Raw genomic sequence first — 15,354 nt, 5'->3', positions numbered from 1 at the left:
TCGCGATGCTGAGCGCCGAGCTCAAGGCTTTCTACATGGTGGCCCGCCTGGGCAGCATTACCCTGGCCGCAAAGAAGCTCGGGCTCAGCCAGCCCACGGTGACCACGCAGATCCGCAACCTGGAGAGCCAGTACGCGGTGGAGCTGTTCTACCGTGGCGGGCGGCGCCTGGTGCTGAGCGAGGAGGGCGCACGGTTGCTGCCGATGGTCAAGGCGCTGCTCCAGCAGGAAGCCGACATCGAGTTCGAACTGCGCAACAGCGGCCAGGCCCAGGGCGGCTTGCGCATCGCTGCCACTGCACCGTACTACATCCTCGACCTGGTGAAGGTCTTCCGCGAACGCCTGCCCCAGGTGGAGCTGACGGTGGAGATCGGCAACTCCCAGCAGGTGCTGGAAATGCTCGAGGACTACCGAGTGGACATTGCGGCATCGTCGCAGCTGGTGGAGGACAACCGCCTGGTGCGCAAGGTGCTGGGTGCCGACCCGCTGGTGGTGGCGGTGCACCGCAATCACCCGTTGGCCCATCGGGAAACGGTGTCGATCGAGACGCTGGCCGGACACTGCCTGTTGATGCGCGAGCAGGGCTCGACCACCCGCAAGCTGACCGAACGGATGCTCGAGGAGGCCGGGATCGGTGGCGGGACGCTGCTGGAGATCGGCAGCCGCGAGTCGATCCGCGAGGCGGTGTTGCGCAACATCGGCATCAGCATCATCGCCCGCCATGAAGTGCCGCATAACCCGGAGCTGCGGGTGCTGGCGCTGGACAATGCGCCGGTGATGCATGAATACCTGTATTGCCTCAAGGAGCGGCGCCAGGCCAGGTTGCCAGCGGCCTTCCTGGGCGTGGCGCAAGAGGTGGTTGGGTCGCAGTTCTAGATCGGTGTTGGCTTCTTCGCGGGTAAACCTGCGAAAGGGCCGGTGAATTCATTACAAAATTTTTGAATAGCACTATCGGCTGCTTTTGCCTCCTAGCCACATAACCTTCGCATTGAGTTCCTAGCATGGGCCCATCTGTTCGATGAGGCCCTGTCATGAACAACGCTATCACCACCCCGGGCGCACAAATGAAAGTGCGCGGTATCCACAAGCGCTTCGGCGCCTTCACCGCGCTGAACGATGTGTCCCTGGACATCGCCGCAGGCGAGCTGGTCTGCCTGCTCGGCCCCTCGGGCTGTGGCAAGACCACTCTGCTGCGTTGCATCGCCGGCCTGGAGCGCCAGGATCGCGGCGAGCTGTACATCGGCGAGCGCGACATCTCCGAGCTGCCGCCCCAGGCCCGTGACTACGGCATCCTGTTCCAGTCCTACGCGCTGTTCCCCAACCTCACCGTCGAGGCCAACATCGCCTACGGCCTGACCGGCTGCAGCCGCGAAGAGGCCCGCCATCGAGTGGCCGAGATGCTCGAGCTGGTCGGCCTTTCCGGCAGCGAGAAGAAGTACCCCGGCCAGTTGTCCGGCGGCCAACAACAGCGCGTGGCCCTGGCCCGCGCCCTGGCGCCGGCGCCTTCGCTGCTGTTGCTCGACGAGCCGATGTCGGCCCTCGATGCCCGCGTGCGCGAGCACCTGTGCACCGAGCTGCGCCAGCTGCAGCGTCAGCTGGGCATCACCACCTTGATGGTGACTCACAACCAGGACGAAGCCATGCTGATGGCCGACCGCATCGCCGTGATGAACCACGGCCAGGTCGAGCAGTACGCCACACCGCAGGAAATCTACGACCAACCCGCCACACCCTTCGTCGCCGAGTTCGTCGGCCAGGGCAACTGGCTGCCATTCCAGCGCAGCGGCGAGCATCACGCCCAGGTCGGTGACGTGAACATGCGCCTGGCACCGGGCGTCGTGCAGGCTGGCAGTGGCCGCCTGTTCTGCCGGCCGGAGGCGATCACCGTCAACCCGCCGGTGCATGAGGAAAACCTGTTCCCGGCCCTGGTACGGGAAATCACCTTCCTCGGCAACCGCTGCCGCATGAGCTTCGAGCTCAAAGCCCTGCCAGGCCATTCCCTGCTGGCGGAAGTGGCCCCCGAGGCCATGCCGCGCCTGGGGTCCCAGGACATCTGGGTGGCTCTGCCACCGCGCAGCCTGCAGGTCTTTGCCTGAGATGGCCGCGCCCATGTCCGTGCCGATCGCCCAGGCCAAGGTTGCGCCCCGCAGTGGTGTGACCCTGGGGGATCGCCTGTTCGTCGTCGGCGGCAAGAGTCTGTTGCTGGCCCTGCTCATCCTCGCCGTGCTGATGCCGTTGTTGGCGATCTTCTGGCGCGGCTTCAATGGCGAGGCCGGCCAAGGTGGCGGCCTGGTTGCGGCCCGCGAGCTGTTCGCCAGCGAGAATTTCCACTGGTTGCTGGGCAACAGCCTCAAGGTCGCCTTCAGTGTCGCAGCCATCGTCGTGCCGCTGGCCTACCTGTTCGCCTACGCCCTGCAACGCACCCTGATACCGGCCAAGGGCCTGTGGCGCGGGATTTCCCTGTTGCCACTGCTGGCGCCGTCGATGTTGCCGGCCATCGCCCTGGTGTACCTGTTCGGCAACCAGGGTTTGCTGCGCGGGTTGTTGACCGACAACGTCTATGGCTTCTGGGGCATTGTCCTGGGCGAGGCCATCTACACCTTCCCCCATGCCTTGATGATCCTGCTCTCGGCACTGTCGCTGGCCGATGCCCGGCTGTTCGATGCTGCCTCGAGCATGGGCGCGGGGCCCTGGCGGGCGTTTCGCAGCGTCACCTGGCCGGGCACGCGCCAGGCGGTGTTCGCCGCGTTCTGCCTGGTGTTCACCTTGACCATCACTGATTTCGGTGTGCCGGTGGTGGTGGGCGGCGACTACCAGGTGCTGGCGCTGGAGGCCTACAAGGCTGTGGTGGGCCAGCAGCAGTTCGGCCGTGGCGCGCTGATCGGCATGGTCCTGCTGGTGCCGGCGCTGCTGAGCTTTGCCGTGGATGCCTGGCTGCGTCGTCGCCAGGGCGAAGCGATGAGTGGCCGTGCCCAGGTGTTCCAGCCCAAGCCTTCGCGCAGCCGTGACGCCTGCTTCCTGGTCATCGTGTTGCTGGTGTGCGCGGTGCTGCTGCTGGTCATCGGCATGGCGGTGTATTCGTCGCTGGTCAAATTCTGGCCCTATAACCTGTCGCTGTCGTTCAAGCACTACCTGTTCGACGACACCGCCGGTGGCGGCTGGCTGGCCTATCGCAACAGCGTGACCATGGCCGTGGCCACCTCGCTGATCGGCAGCGTGGTGATCTTCACCGGCGCCTACCTGATGGAGAAGACCCAGGGCCAACGGCTGCTAAACCAGGCCTTGCGCCTGCTGAGCTTCATCCCCATGGCCGTGCCTGGGTTGGTGCTGGGCCTGGGCTACGTGTTCTTCTTCAACCTGGCAGGCAACCCGCTGCACGTGTTCTATGGCGGCATGGCGCTGCTGGTGGTATGCACCATCGCCCACTACCTGACCACCGCGCAGATGACCGCGACCACCGCGCTGCGCCAGCTCGACGGCGAGTTCGAAGCCGCTGCACTGTCGCTCAAGGCGCCGCTGTACAAGCATTTTGCCCGGGTCACCGTGCCGATCTGCCTGCCGGCGCTGCTGGACATCATCCGCTACCTGTTCGTCTCGGCGATGACCACGGTGTCGGCGGCGATCTTCCTGTACAGCCCCGACACCATCCTCGCCGCCGTCGCCGTGTTGAACATGGACGACGCCGGCAACGTGGGCGGCGCTGCCGCCATGTCGACCCTGATCCTGCTGACCAGCGCGACGGCCTCGCTGCTGCTGGCCGGTGCTTCCCGCGGCCTGCTGCGCCGCTCCCAGGCCTGGCGCCAGCGCGCCCCCGGCCACTGACCGACTGCCAACCCTGTAAGGAACCGCATCATGTTCAAGCCTCTCGCACTTGTCGCTGCCGTATCCGCCGTGTTCAGCCTGCAGGCTTCGGCTGCCGCGACCCAGCTGACCGTGTACACGGCCCTGGAGGCCGAGCAGCTCAAGCGCTACAAGCAGGCCTTCGAGAAGGCCAACCCGGACATCGAGATCAAGTGGGTGCGCGACTCCACCGGCATCATCACCGCCAAGCTGCTGGCCGAGAAGGACCGTCCGCAGGCCGATGTGGTCTGGGGCCTGGCGGCCTCCAGCCTGGCGATCCTCGACCAGAACGGCATGCTCGAAGCCTATGCGCCCAAAGACCTGGGCAAGATCTCGCCGAACTACCGGGATGCGGCCAACCCGCCGGCCTGGGTCGGCATGGACGTCTGGGCCGCGACTCTCTGCTTCAACACCATCGAGGCCGAGAAGCAGGGGCTGAGCAAGCCGGTGAGCTGGCAGGACCTGACCAAGCCTGAGTACAAGGGCAAGATCGTCATGCCCAACCCGGCCTCGTCCGGCACGGGCTTCCTGGATGTCAGCGCTTGGTTGCAGACCTTTGGCGAGCCGCAGGGCTGGGCCTACATGGACGCCCTGCACCAGAACATCGGCCAGTACGTCCATTCCGGGTCCAAACCGTGCAAGCTGGCGGCAGCCGGTGAATTCCCGATCGGTATCTCGTTCGAGTACCCGGCCGTGCAGCTCAAGCGCCAGGGCGCGCCGCTGGACATCGTCCTGCCGAAGGAAGGCCTGGGCTGGGAGATCGAGGCCACCGCCGTGATCAAGGGGTCGCCGAAGGCCGATGCGGCCAAACGCCTGGCCGACTTCTCGGCAAGCCCGGCCGCCATGGAGCTGTACAAGGAGAACTTCGCCGTACTGGCCGCGCCGGGTATCGCCAAGCCGCAGACCGAGTTGCCGGCGGACTACGAGCAGCGCCTGATCAAGAACGATTTTGCCTGGGCGTCGAAGAACCGCGACGAGATCCTCGCCGAGTGGCGCAAGCGCTATGACGGCAAGTCGGAGAAGGTTGCCCAGCAGTAAACGTTCTGCGAGGCCTGCTGCCTCGAATCGCCGGCAAGCCGGCTCCCACCGGGCCTTGGTCATCTCCGGGGGAGCCGGCTTGCCGGCGATTGGGCCTAAAGGTCCTTCACCAAGGCTTCGAGCTGCTCCTGCCGTTCGGTCTGGTTGAGCCGCGCCCCAGGGTTGAGCGACGACCATTGCGGATGCGCCCGCGCACGCTTGAGTGCTTCGGGCAGCTTGCCCTCGCGCCAGGTGCTTTCATCCGGTTGACCCAGGCGAATGCTGTCTTGCGCCGCGTGCCCGCGGCTGTCGAGGGCTGCGATCAGCTGCTGTTGGCGCAACGCCAGCAGGCGCAGCACGGTGTCGTCCACGGTCAGCTCACGCTGGCCCTTGAGCTTGCCCATCAACCGCGACCCATAGTTGCGCGCCGTCTGCAGCGCACCGCCGGCAATGGCCCCGGCCAGCGCCGCGGCGCCCAGGGTCAGGCCGCCCACCAACAGGTCCACCCCGGCACCGGCGGCGGCACCGGCCGCGACGCCGCTGCCCAGGCGTACGCCGAGCAGCTTGAGGGTTTCGGGGTTGAACAGATCGTCCCCCCAGCGCCCGTCCAGCAAGGGCAGGTCGCTGGCATGGGCGTCCTCGCGACGGAAGGCGTAGAGCTTGAGCAGCGCCTCGACGCAGCGTTGCTCCCGTTGGCGCACATCGTGGCGCAGGGTTTCGATGGCCCGGGCCTCGGCGGCCGGCTCGGCGGCTACGCTGCGCCGGCAGGCGGCGCAGTCGAGCAGCAGCTCGGCGACCAGGCGCCTGGCACCCTGGCGCCGGGCCAGGCGCTGGGCCTGCTGGTCATCGATCAGGCGTTGCAGTGCAGGGCGGGCATCTTCGAGCAGCAAGGCCAAGCTCTCATACAGACGGCGCTCGCCATCCTCCGGTGGCGCCACGCTGTCGAACCGCACCAGCGCGTGCAAGCCCAGGCGGGCCAAGGCCTCGCGCCACTCCGGCTCGCGGTGCTGGCTGCTGGCGACGAAGTTGAGCACCGGCAACAGCGGCTTGCCGCAACTGGCCAGGACTTCCAGTTCGTCGCGGTACTTGGCCAGCACCGGCTCGCGGGCATCGATCACGTAGAGCCCGGCATCGCTGGCCAGCAGCTGTCGCAGTACCTTGGCTTCCTGCTCGAAGCGCTGGCGGGCCTCGCTGCCCTGCAGGAAGCGCTCCAGTCGCGCCGGGCCATCCAGGCGTTCGCCGGGGCGTTCCAGGCGCTCCAGGTAATCGAGCAGGGCGATGGCGTCTTCCAGCCCAGGTGTGTCGTACAGCTCGAGCAAGGGCTGGCCATCCACCGACAAGCGTGCGCCCTCCACATGGCGGGTGGTGCTGGGGCGATGGGATACCTCGCCGAAGCCGACGTCACGGGTCAGGGTGCGTAGCAAGGATGTCTTGCCGACGTTGGTATGGCCGACCACGGCCAGCTTCAGGGGCTCAGTCATGGCCATGCTCCAGCCAGGTCAAGGGCGCGGTGTCGGCGTGGGGCAGGCCGAGGCGGTCGAGGGCGTCGTGCCAGTCGCCCAGGCGGTCGGCATCCAGCGCCTGGCCGGGAAGGGCTTGGAGCAACCAGATCCGTGTGGCACCGGCGTTGCGTGCCAGCTCGGCCAACAGCGCGAGGCTGCCGCGATCCGGCGAGCGGCGCGGGTCGCAGGCGATGGCCAGGCGTGCCGGCGGGAAGCGGCTGAGCTGCTCCAACAGCTTGTGGCGTGACTCGCGACTGTCGAGCACGCCGGCATTGCCGATGCTATGGGGCAAGGCCGGTGGCCAGGGGCGTTGGTCGTCCAACTCCAGGCCGACCAACAGGGCGCCGCCGTCCTGGGTGTCGCGCTGGGCTGCCTGGAACTGCGGCAGGGCCTCGGGGGCCGCATCCTGCACGCCGAGCCGCTCGCTGCTGGGCATCAGCACATCGCGCAGTTGGCTGTAGCCCGGCAGGTTCAGGTCCAGGGCCAGGCGTTCGCGCCCCTGGCGCCAACGCCACAGGCACAGGGCGGTCAAGAGCAGGCGTGGCAACAGCCCATACACCAGCACCACGCCAAGCAGCCAGCTGGCCCAGGCCTGGCGCGCCAGCTCCAGCGCTGGCGAGGTGTCGCCGCTGGCGCGGATCATGGCCTCGTCTGGCACGGCGAAGCCCAGCAGCGACGGCAGTGCGCCCAAGGCCTGGGTCAGGCCAATGAAGGGCTCGGCGGCCAGCAGGGTGGTTTCCCAGACGAAGCCGTAGCGTCGGGTGGCCAGCAGGGCCAGCAGCATGCCCAGCGCGACCGCCATCGCCAGCAGCCACAGGCCGTGCACCAGCACGCCCAGCAGCCAGCGATCAAGGCGTTGGCGCTGCAGCATCACCAGCAGGGCCGGAGCCAGGTGCGCGGCCTTGGCGTCGCGCGCCAGGCGTTCGCTGAGCCAAAGCCACAGGCGGCCAAGGCCCGCACCCTGCTCGCCGGCCAGCAGCAGGCCCGCTGCCCAGCCCAGCAGCATCAACAGGTTCAGGCCAAGCAGGCTGCCCAAGGCCCAGAACACATTCACCGGGCGCTGGCCATCGCCCAGGGCCGCCAGGCCCAGGCCTGCGCCGCTGAGGGTGGCAAGCAGCAACAGGGCCAGCAAGGCCAGGCGCGCGCCTTGTTTCCAATGGCGCAGGGCGTCGGCCATGCCATCGCGTTCGGCCAGCCACAGGGCGCGGGTTTCGATGCGCGCCGCCAGGTCGCCACCTTGCTGGCGGGCGCGACGGTTGGCTTCCTGGTCCTCCAGGGGGCCGGCCTGTTCTTCACGCAGGCGCACCGCTTCGGTGAGCCAGCGTTTGTCGAATCGGGTGGGTGCAGTCACGAGCTCTTCCATTGCGCAGGTCAGGGCAAAGCATAACCCAGGCGCTGGGTGCTATCCTCGCCAGCATGAATACATCACTCCCTCTCAGCCTGATCGCGGCGCTCGCCGAGAACCGCGTGATCGGCATCGACAATTCCATGCCCTGGCACCTGCCGGGGGATTTCAAGTACTTCAAGGCCACCACCCTGGGCAAGCCGATCATCATGGGGCGCAAGACCTGGGACTCGCTCGGGCGGCCGCTGCCGGGGCGGCTGAACATCGTGGTCAGCCGCCAGCCGGGGCTGGTGCTGGCCGGGGCCGAAGTGTTCCCGTCGCTGGAGGCCGCGGTGGCGCGCGCCGAGCAGTGGGCGCGGGAGCACGGGGTTGGCGAACTGATGCTGATCGGTGGCGCCCAGCTGTATGGGCAGGCGCTGGAGAAAGGGCTGGTGAACCGGATGTACCTGACCCGGGTGGAGCTGTCGCCGGAGGGGGATGCCTGGTTCCCTGAGTTCGACAAGGCGCAATGGGCGCTGATGTCGAGTGAGCCGCAGGTGGAGGAAGGCAAGCCCGCCTATCATTTCGAGGTGTGGGATCGGGTTTGAACGCGCTGGGGCTGCTTTGCAGCCCTTTCGCGGCACAAGGCCGCTCCTACACCCGCTGCGCGCTATCTGTAGGAGCGGCCTTGCGCCGCGAAAGGGCCGCGCAGCGGCCCCAAAGCCTCAGGATTGATTCAGCTGCGCATGCTCGTCGCCTGCCAGCACCTCCTTGTCGGTCTCTTTCAACAGCTGGCTGGTCACCACTCCCGCCATCATCGACCCATTCACGTTCAACGCCGTGCGGCCCATGTCGATCAGCGGCTCCACCGAGATCAGCAGCGCCACCAGTTCCACCGGCAGGCCCATGGCCGGCAGCACGATCAGCGCGGCGAAGGTCGCGCCGCCGCCGACGCCGGCCACGCCCGCCGAGCTGAGGGTGACGATGGCCACCAGGGTGGCGATCCACAGCGGATCGAAGGTATCGATGCCCACCGCCGGGGCGACCATCACCGCCAGCATGGCGGGGTACAGGCCGGCGCAGCCGTTCTGGCCGATGGTCGCGCCGAACGAGGCGCTGAAGCTGGCGATCGACTGCGGCACACCCAGGCGACGGGTCTGCGCCTCGATGTTCAGCGGGATGCTCGCGGCGCTGGAACGGCTGGTGAAGGCGAACGTCAGTACCGGCCAGACTTTACGGAAGAAGCGCAGCGGGCTGACGCCGGTCGCGGTCAGGACGAGGCCGTGGACCACGAACATCAGGCCCAGGCCGAGGTACGAGACCACCACGAAGCTGCCCAGCTTGAGAATGTCATCCAGGTTGGAGCTGGCCACCACCTTGGTCATCAACGCCAACACACCGTAGGGGGTGAGTTTCATCACCAGGCGCACCAGGCGCATCACCCAGGCTTGCAGGGTATCGATCGCGGCCAGGGCGCGGCTGCCCTTGTCGGCATCGTCCTTGATCAGCTGCAGCGCTGCCAGGCCCAGGAACACGGCGAAGATCACCACGCTGATGATCGAGGTCGGCTTGGCCCGCGCCAGGTCGCCCACCGGGTTGCTGGGGATGAACGACAACAGCAGCTGCGGGATGTTGAGGTCGGCGACCTTACCGGCATAGTCGCTGTGGATGGCCTGCAGGCGGGCGCTTTCCTGGGCACCGGCGACCAGACCCTCGGCGCTGAGGCCGAACAGGTTGGTCAGGACGATGCCGACCAGTGCGGCGATGGCGGTGGTCAGCAGCAGCGTGCCGATGCTCAGCACGCTGATCCTGCCCAGCGAGGAGGCATTGTGCAGGCGCGCCACGGCGCTGAGGATCGAGGCGAAGATCAGCGGCATGACGATCATCTGCAACAGGCCGACGTAGCCGTTGCCGACCAGGTCGAGCCAGCCGATGGTGGCCTTGAGGACCGGATGGCCGGCGCCGTAGAAGGTGTGCAGCACCAGGCCGAACAGTACGCCCAGTACCAGGCCGAGCAGTACTTTCTTCGCCAGGCTCCAGTCGGTACGGCGGGTTTGCGCCAGGCCCAGCAGCAAGGCCAGGAACGCCAGCAGGTTGAGTGACAACGGCAGGTTCATTGAAGCTCCGGGGTAAAGCAGAAGGGGCACCGCCTCTGGATGAGCGATTGCGAACGGAAATGCTAACAGCCTGAAAACAAACGAAATTATATCTAAATCGAATTTGCTTAGTCGTTATTGGAATATGCGGGTGTCGTTTTTGGGATGTCAGGTGGCGCTTCAAGCAGGTTGAAGGTCGTTGTCGGAGCCTTGTGCAAGGAGGGCTTTGTCTAGCGTTGCAGATCCACTGTTCAGGAGAACTTGCAATGAAGTCTGCTCCGAAAGTCCTCGCTGCGGGCCTGGCCCTGCTGCTCAGCGTCGAGACATGGGCCACCGAGCTCAAGCACTGGCCCGCAGAGGCCGCCAAGCAGTTGGACAGCATGATTGCGGCCAATGCCAACAAAGGTAACTACGCAGTCTTCGACATGGACAACACCAGCTACCGCTTCGATCTGGAAGAAGCCCTGCTGCCGTTCATGGAGAACAAGGGCCTGATCACCCGTGACAAGCTCGACCCGTCGTTGAAGCTGATGCCCTTCAAGGACACCGCCGAGCACAAGGAGAGCCTGTTCAGCTACTACTACCGGCTGTGCGAAGTCGACGACATGGTCTGCTACCCCTGGGTTGCCCAGGTGTTTTCCGGCTTCACCCTCAAGGAGCTGAAGGTCCAGGTCGACGAGATGATGGCCGCCGGCAAGCCGATCCCTGCCACCTATTTCGAGGGCGACCAGGTCAAGCGCATGGAGGTGCAGCCGCCGAAGGTCTTCACCGGGCAGACCGAGCTGTTCAACAAGCTGATGGAGAATGGCATCGACGTCTATGTGATCTCCGCCGCGTCCGAGGAACTGGTGCGGATGGTCGCCTCCGATCCCAAGTACGGCTATAACGTTAAGCCGCAGAACGTCATCGGCGTGAGCCTGTTGCTCAAGGACCGCGCCAATGGCCAGCTGACCACGGCGCGCAAGCAGATCGCCGAGGGGGCCTATGATCCGAAGGCCAACCAGAACCTGGAGCTGACGCCCTACCTGTGGACCCCGGCCACCTGGATGGCGGGCAAGCAGGCCGCGATTCTCACCTATATCGATCAGTGGAAGAAACCGGTGCTGGTCGGCGGCGACACGCCCACCAGCGATGGCTACATGCAGTTCCATGGTGTGGATGTAGGCAAGGGCGGCATCCACCTGTGGATCAACCGCAAGGCCAAGTACATGGACCAGATGAACGGCATGATCGCCAAGAACGCTGCGGCCCAGGCCAAGGAAGGGCTGCCGGTGACGGCGGACAAGAACTGGGTGATCGTGACGCCGGAGCAGATCCAGTAACACCGTGCATTGGGGCTGCCTTGCAGCCCTTTCGCGGCACAAGGCCGCTCATACAGGGATCACGCAGACCTCTGTGGAGCGGCCTTGTGCCGCGAAAGGGCCGCGAAGCGGCCCTCTTGGCCTTACAGCCCTTCGAGCATCGCCTTGTTGCGCACCGCACCCTTGTCGGCGCTGGTGGCCAGCAGGGCATACGCCTTCAGCGCGGTGGTCACCTTGCGTGGGCGGGCTTCGGCCGGCTTCCAGCCTTTCTTGTCCTGCTCGATGCGCCGGTGGGCCAGTTCCTCGTCGCTGACCAACAGGTTGATCGAGCGGTTGGGAATGTCGATGAGGATCTTGTCACCATCACGCACCAGGCCGATGGCACCCCCTGCAGCGGCTTCCGGCGAGGCGTGGCCGATCGACAGGCCCGAGGTGCCGCCGGAGAAGCGGCCATCGGTGAGCAGGGCGCAGGCCTTGCCCAGGCCCTTGGACTTCAGGTACGAGGTCGGGTAGAGCATTTCCTGCATGCCAGGGCCGCCCTTCGGGCCTTCGTAGCGGATGATGACCACGTCGCCTGCCTTCACTTCGTCGGCGAGGATGCCGCGCACGGCGCTGTCCTGGCTCTCGAAGATCTTGGCCGTGCCTTCGAACACCAGGATCGACTCGTCGACACCGGCCGTCTTCACCACGCAACCGTCCATCGCGATATTGCCGTACAGCACCGCCAGGCCACCTTCCTGGGAGTAGGCGTGCTCGACGCTGCGGATGCAGCCTTCGGTGCGGTCGGTGTCCAGGGTCGGCCAGCGGGTCGACTGGCTGAAGGCAACCTGGGTCGGGATGCCGGCCGGGCCTGCCTTGAAGAATTCATGCACGGCCGGATCGTTGGTCTGGGTGATGTCCCACTTGGCGATGGCTTCTTCCATGCTCGGGCTGTGCACGGTCGGCAGGTCGGTGTGCAGCAGGCCGCCACGGGCCAGCTCGCCGAGGATGCTGATGATGCCGCCGGCGCGGTGCACGTCTTCCATGTGGTACTTCTGGATGTTCGGCGCCACCTTGCACAATTGCGGCACCTTGCGCGACAGTCGATCGATGTCACGCAGGTCGAAGTCCACCTCGGCCTCCTGGGCCGCAGCCAGCAGGTGCAGGATGGTGTTGGTCGAACCACCCATGGCGATGTCCAGCGTCATGGCGTTCTCGAAAGCCTTGAAGCTGGCGATGTTGCGCGGCAGGACCGAGGTGTCGTTGTCGCCGTAGTAGCGCTTGCACAGCTCGACGATGGTGCGCCCGGCGGTCAGGAACAGCTGTTCACGGTCGGCATGGGTGGCCAGGGTCGAGCCGTTGCCCGGCAGGGCCAGGCCCAGGGCCTCGGTCAGGCAGTTCATGGAGTTGGCGGTGAACATGCCGGAGCAGGAACCGCAGGTCGGGCAGGCGCTGCGCTCGTACTCGGCGACCTTCTCGTCGGATGCCGAGGAGTCGGCGGCGATGACCATGGCGTCGACCAGGTCCAGGCCATGGCTGGCCAGCTTGGTCTTGCCGGCTTCCATCGGGCCGCCGGAAACGAAGATCACCGGGATGTTCAGGCGCAGGGCGGCCATCAGCATGCCGGGGGTGATTTTGTCGCAGTTGGAGATGCACACGATGGCGTCGGCGCAGTGGGCGTTGACCATGTACTCCACGGCGTCGGCGATGATCTCGCGGCTCGGCAGCGAGTACAGCATGCCGTCATGGCCCATGGCGATGCCATCGTCGACGGCGATGGTGTTGAACTCCTTGGCCACGCCACCGGCGCGTTCGATCTCGCGGGCCACCAGCTGGCCCAGGTCCTTCAGGTGCACGTGCCCTGGGACGAACTGGGTGAACGAGTTGGCGATGGCGATGATCGGTTTCTTGAAGTCTTCGTCCTTCATCCCGGTGGCGCGCCACAATGCACGGGCGCCGGCCATGTTGCGGCCCTGGGTGGAAGTCTTGGAACGATAATCAGGCATGAAGCACTCCTGGCGGCTGAATCAGGTCACGAATAGGGGAGTGAGCTTCTCTTTTCCTTGACGCCGAGGCCGGTTGCCGCTGGCACGGATGGGGGTCGAAGACCGCGCGGGATCGCCGCAGGCTCGACCAGAGCTCATAAACCCGCCGGGGATGATTGGCGATGAATGGGTCGATTCTACACCGCTGGCGCCCGGAGGGAATGGGCATATGGATGGTCGGCGGCCTCTGCCTCGGGGATCGCGACGTAGGCAGTGGATCGCTGAGCGGAACGGGGGCCGCGTTGCGGCCCTTTCGCGGCGCAAGGCCGCTCCTACAGGGTTTGGCGTATGCAGGAGCTGCCATCAGCTATTGGGCAGCAACCGGCAGGTGATGCTCTTGATGTAGCGGGTCTCGGCGATGGCCGGGTGGACCGGATGGTCCGGGCCCTGGCCGCCGCGCTCGAGCAGTTGCAGGTTGCGGTCCAGGTGGCGGGCGCTGGTCAGCAGGATGTTGTGCAGGTCGTCCTCGGGCAGGTGCATCGAGCACGAGGCGCTGACCAGGATGCCGTCCTTGGTCAGCATGCGCATGGCCTGTTCATTGAGGCGGCGGTAGGCGGCCTCGCCGTTCTTAAGGTCTTTCTTGCGTTTGATGAAGGCGGGTGGGTCGGCGATGATCACGTCGAAGCGCTCCTCGGCCGCCTTAAGCTCACGCAGGGCCTCGAACACGTCGCCTTCGATGCAAGTCAGCTTCTCGGCGATGCCGTTGAGCGCTGCGTTGCGCTCCACGCCATCGAGGGCGAAGCCCGAGGCATCCACGCAGAACACTTCGCTGGCACCGAACGCGCCGGCCTGCACGCCCCAGCCGCCGATGTAGCTGAACAGGTCCAGCACGCGCTTGCCCTTCACGTACGGCGCCAGGCGCGCGCGGTTCATGCGGTGGTCGTAGAACCAGCCGGTCTTCTGGCCGTCACGCACCGGCGCTTCGAACTTCACACCGTTCTCCACCAGCGGTACCCAGTCCGGTACTTCGCCGTAGACCGTCTCGACGTAGCGTTCCAGGCCTTCGGCATCGCGGGCCGCGGAGTCGTTCTTGAACAGGATGCCGCTGGGCTTGAGCACCTGTACCAGGGCAGCGATCACGTCGTCCTTGTGGGCTTCCATGGTGGCCGAGGCCAGCTGCACCACCAGGATGTCATGGAAGCGATCGACCACCAGGCCAGGCAGCAGGTCCGAGTCGCCGTAGACCAGGCGGTAGCAGGGCTGGTCGAACAGGCGCTCGCGCAGGGACAGGGCGACGTTCAGGCGGTGCACCAGCAGCGACTTGTCCAGCGGCAGCTTGGCGTCGCGCGACAGCAGGCGGGCGCAGATCAGGTTGTTGGGGCTTACCGCCACCACGCCCAGCGGCTTGCCGGTGGCCGTCTCGAGGACGGCCTGCTGGCCGGCGCGCAGGCCTTGCAGCGGGGTCGCGGCAACGTCGACTTCATTGCTGTAGACCCACAGGTGGCCGGCGCGCAGGCGGCGGTCGGCATTGGCTTTGAGGCGAAGGCTGGGCAGGGACATGACGTCGCTCCGGAAAAAAGAGCGGGATTATAGCGCGTTGATGGAGGCGCAGGCGTTGGCCCTGTCGGGATTTCAATGCTCTTGAAGGCCCAATCGCCGGCAAGCCGGCTCCTACCGGAACGGGTGCACGGCCCTTGCCGTGGGAGCCGGCTTGCCGGCGATTGGGGGGCTCAGGCTGCCAGGGCCTTGACCAGCTGTTCGCTGAACGCCGGGATATCATCGGGCTTGCGGCTGGTGATCAGGTTGCCGTCGACCACCACCTCCTCGTCCACCCAGTTGCCGCCGGCGTTGCGGATATCATCCTGCAAGGTCTTGTAGCTGGTGAGTCGGCGCCCCTGGGCCAGGCCGCACGACACCAGCAACCAGGCGCCATGGCAGATCACTGCCAGCGGCTTGTTGGCCGAGTCATGGCTCTTCACCAGTTTCTGCGCCGCCGGAATGATCCGGATGGTATCGGAGTTCTGTACCCCGCCGGGCAGTACCAAGGCATCGTAGAGATCGAGGCTGGCCGCTTCGAAGGTGGCATCCACGGCGAACTCGTCCGCGGGTTTGTCATGGTTCCAGCCGCGTACACTGCCTTCCTTGGCGCTCAGGATGTCGACCACCGCGCCGTTGCGTTCCAAGGCCTCGCGAGGGCCGGTGAGCTCTACCTGCTCGAAACCGTCGGTCACCAGGAAAGCGACGCGCTTGCCGTTGAGTGTTGCGCTCATGGGAGTGTTCTCCTTTTCGGGATGGGCCTGTGAAAGGAGGC

12 protein-coding genes are annotated in these 15,354 nt (G+C 66.1%); 6 read left to right on the top strand and 6 right to left on the bottom strand.

The annotated features are described in order from the left end of the window. The first annotated feature begins 5 nt into the window (after positions 1-5). The 4 genes from AC1MHZ_RS02005 (at position 6) to AC1MHZ_RS01990 (ending at position 4,877) form a co-directional block, all read left to right on the top strand. Positions 6-875, top strand: coding sequence for a LysR family transcriptional regulator (locus AC1MHZ_RS02005; RefSeq protein ID WP_084853757.1), 870 nt, complete (start codon positions 6-8; stop codon positions 873-875). Between the two features lie 155 nt (positions 876-1,030). Then, positions 1,031-2,095: a putative 2-aminoethylphosphonate ABC transporter ATP-binding protein gene (locus AC1MHZ_RS02000; RefSeq protein ID WP_324815679.1), complete on the top strand. Its 1,065-nt coding sequence runs from the start codon at positions 1,031-1,033 to the stop codon at positions 2,093-2,095. Between the two features lies 1 nt (position 2,096). Further along, positions 2,097-3,821, top strand: coding sequence for a putative 2-aminoethylphosphonate ABC transporter permease subunit (locus tag AC1MHZ_RS01995; RefSeq protein WP_368828800.1), 1,725 nt, complete (start codon positions 2,097-2,099; stop codon positions 3,819-3,821). Positions 3,822-3,851: 30 nt separating this feature from the next. Next, positions 3,852-4,877, top strand: a complete 1,026-nt coding sequence (locus tag AC1MHZ_RS01990) for a putative 2-aminoethylphosphonate ABC transporter substrate-binding protein (RefSeq protein WP_084853763.1) — start codon at positions 3,852-3,854, stop codon at positions 4,875-4,877. Positions 4,878-4,972: 95 nt separating this feature from the next. Here AC1MHZ_RS01990 and AC1MHZ_RS01985 read toward each other — a convergent pair whose 3' ends face one another. Both AC1MHZ_RS01985 and AC1MHZ_RS01980 read right to left on the bottom strand, forming a co-directional pair. Next, complete coding sequence (locus AC1MHZ_RS01985; protein ID WP_084853764.1) at positions 4,973-6,337, bottom strand: GTPase/DUF3482 domain-containing protein; 1,365 nt, start codon at positions 6,335-6,337, stop codon at positions 4,973-4,975. Next, positions 6,330-7,721 carry a DUF2868 domain-containing protein gene (locus AC1MHZ_RS01980; RefSeq protein ID WP_084853766.1) on the bottom strand — a complete coding sequence of 464 codons (1,392 nt, stop codon included), beginning with the start codon at positions 7,719-7,721 and terminating at the stop codon, positions 6,330-6,332. Before AC1MHZ_RS01980 ends, AC1MHZ_RS01985 begins: the two co-directional genes overlap by 8 nt. A gap of 53 nt (positions 7,722-7,774) precedes the next feature. Between AC1MHZ_RS01980 and AC1MHZ_RS01975 the strand changes: the two genes are divergently transcribed. Next, positions 7,775-8,290 (top strand): dihydrofolate reductase, encoded by a 516-nt coding sequence (locus tag AC1MHZ_RS01975; protein WP_324815668.1) that lies wholly within the window; start codon positions 7,775-7,777, stop codon positions 8,288-8,290. Between the two features lie 117 nt (positions 8,291-8,407). On the opposite strand, the gene AC1MHZ_RS01970 is transcribed toward AC1MHZ_RS01975, so the two are convergent. After that, on the bottom strand, positions 8,408-9,799 hold the full coding sequence (locus AC1MHZ_RS01970) for an L-cystine transporter (RefSeq protein ID WP_482965969.1): 1,392 nt from the start codon (positions 9,797-9,799) through the stop codon (positions 8,408-8,410). Between the two features lie 245 nt (positions 9,800-10,044). Here AC1MHZ_RS01970 and AC1MHZ_RS01965 point away from each other — a divergent pair, with 245 nt between their 5' ends. Then, complete coding sequence (locus AC1MHZ_RS01965; protein WP_084853771.1) at positions 10,045-11,100, top strand: HAD family hydrolase; 1,056 nt, start codon at positions 10,045-10,047, stop codon at positions 11,098-11,100. A 122-nt stretch (positions 11,101-11,222) separates the two neighbouring features. On the opposite strand, the gene ilvD is transcribed toward AC1MHZ_RS01965, so the two are convergent. The 3 genes from ilvD to AC1MHZ_RS01950 all read right to left on the bottom strand — a co-directional run bounded on the left by ilvD (position 11,223) and on the right by AC1MHZ_RS01950 (position 15,313). Beyond that, positions 11,223-13,064, bottom strand: coding sequence for a dihydroxy-acid dehydratase (ilvD, locus tag AC1MHZ_RS01960; RefSeq protein WP_084853773.1), 1,842 nt, complete (start codon positions 13,062-13,064; stop codon positions 11,223-11,225). 342 nt (positions 13,065-13,406) lie between these two features. Then, a complete protein-coding gene (locus AC1MHZ_RS01955; protein ID WP_084853774.1) occupies positions 13,407-14,603 on the bottom strand; it encodes a class I SAM-dependent rRNA methyltransferase in 1,197 nt (398 codons plus the stop codon). Positions 14,604-14,773: 170 nt separating this feature from the next. After that, positions 14,774-15,313, bottom strand: a complete 540-nt coding sequence (locus tag AC1MHZ_RS01950; RefSeq protein ID WP_324818858.1) for a type 1 glutamine amidotransferase domain-containing protein — start codon at positions 15,311-15,313, stop codon at positions 14,774-14,776. Between the last annotated feature and the right edge of the window lie 41 nt (positions 15,314-15,354).

This window comes from Pseudomonas sp. FA-1 (genome assembly GCF_056856075.1).
This window is presented reverse-complemented; position numbering and strand designations above follow the sequence as displayed.

Excerpts from the sequence above, each read along its gene's own strand:
- AC1MHZ_RS01975 (WP_324815668.1), top strand. The coding sequence starts at position 7,775 with ATGAATACATCACTCCCTCTCAGCCTGATCGCGGCGCTCGCCGAGAAC.
- AC1MHZ_RS01950 (WP_324818858.1), bottom strand. The coding sequence starts at position 15,313 with ATGAGCGCAACACTCAACGGCAAGCGCGTCGCTTTCCTGGTGACCGAC.
- AC1MHZ_RS02000 (WP_324815679.1), top strand. The coding sequence starts at position 1,031 with ATGAACAACGCTATCACCACCCCGGGCGCACAAATGAAAGTGCGCGGT.
- AC1MHZ_RS01965 (WP_084853771.1), top strand. The coding sequence starts at position 10,045 with ATGAAGTCTGCTCCGAAAGTCCTCGCTGCGGGCCTGGCCCTGCTGCTC.
- AC1MHZ_RS01955 (WP_084853774.1), bottom strand. The coding sequence starts at position 14,603 with ATGTCCCTGCCCAGCCTTCGCCTCAAAGCCAATGCCGACCGCCGCCTG.
- AC1MHZ_RS01970 (WP_482965969.1), bottom strand. The coding sequence starts at position 9,799 with ATGAACCTGCCGTTGTCACTCAACCTGCTGGCGTTCCTGGCCTTGCTG.
- AC1MHZ_RS01990 (WP_084853763.1), top strand. The coding sequence starts at position 3,852 with ATGTTCAAGCCTCTCGCACTTGTCGCTGCCGTATCCGCCGTGTTCAGC.
- ilvD (WP_084853773.1), bottom strand. The coding sequence starts at position 13,064 with ATGCCTGATTATCGTTCCAAGACTTCCACCCAGGGCCGCAACATGGCC.
- AC1MHZ_RS01995 (WP_368828800.1), top strand. The coding sequence starts at position 2,097 with ATGGCCGCGCCCATGTCCGTGCCGATCGCCCAGGCCAAGGTTGCGCCC.
- AC1MHZ_RS01985 (WP_084853764.1), bottom strand. The coding sequence starts at position 6,337 with ATGACTGAGCCCCTGAAGCTGGCCGTGGTCGGCCATACCAACGTCGGC.
- AC1MHZ_RS01980 (WP_084853766.1), bottom strand. The coding sequence starts at position 7,721 with ATGGAAGAGCTCGTGACTGCACCCACCCGATTCGACAAACGCTGGCTC.
- AC1MHZ_RS02005 (WP_084853757.1), top strand. The coding sequence starts at position 6 with ATGCTGAGCGCCGAGCTCAAGGCTTTCTACATGGTGGCCCGCCTGGGC.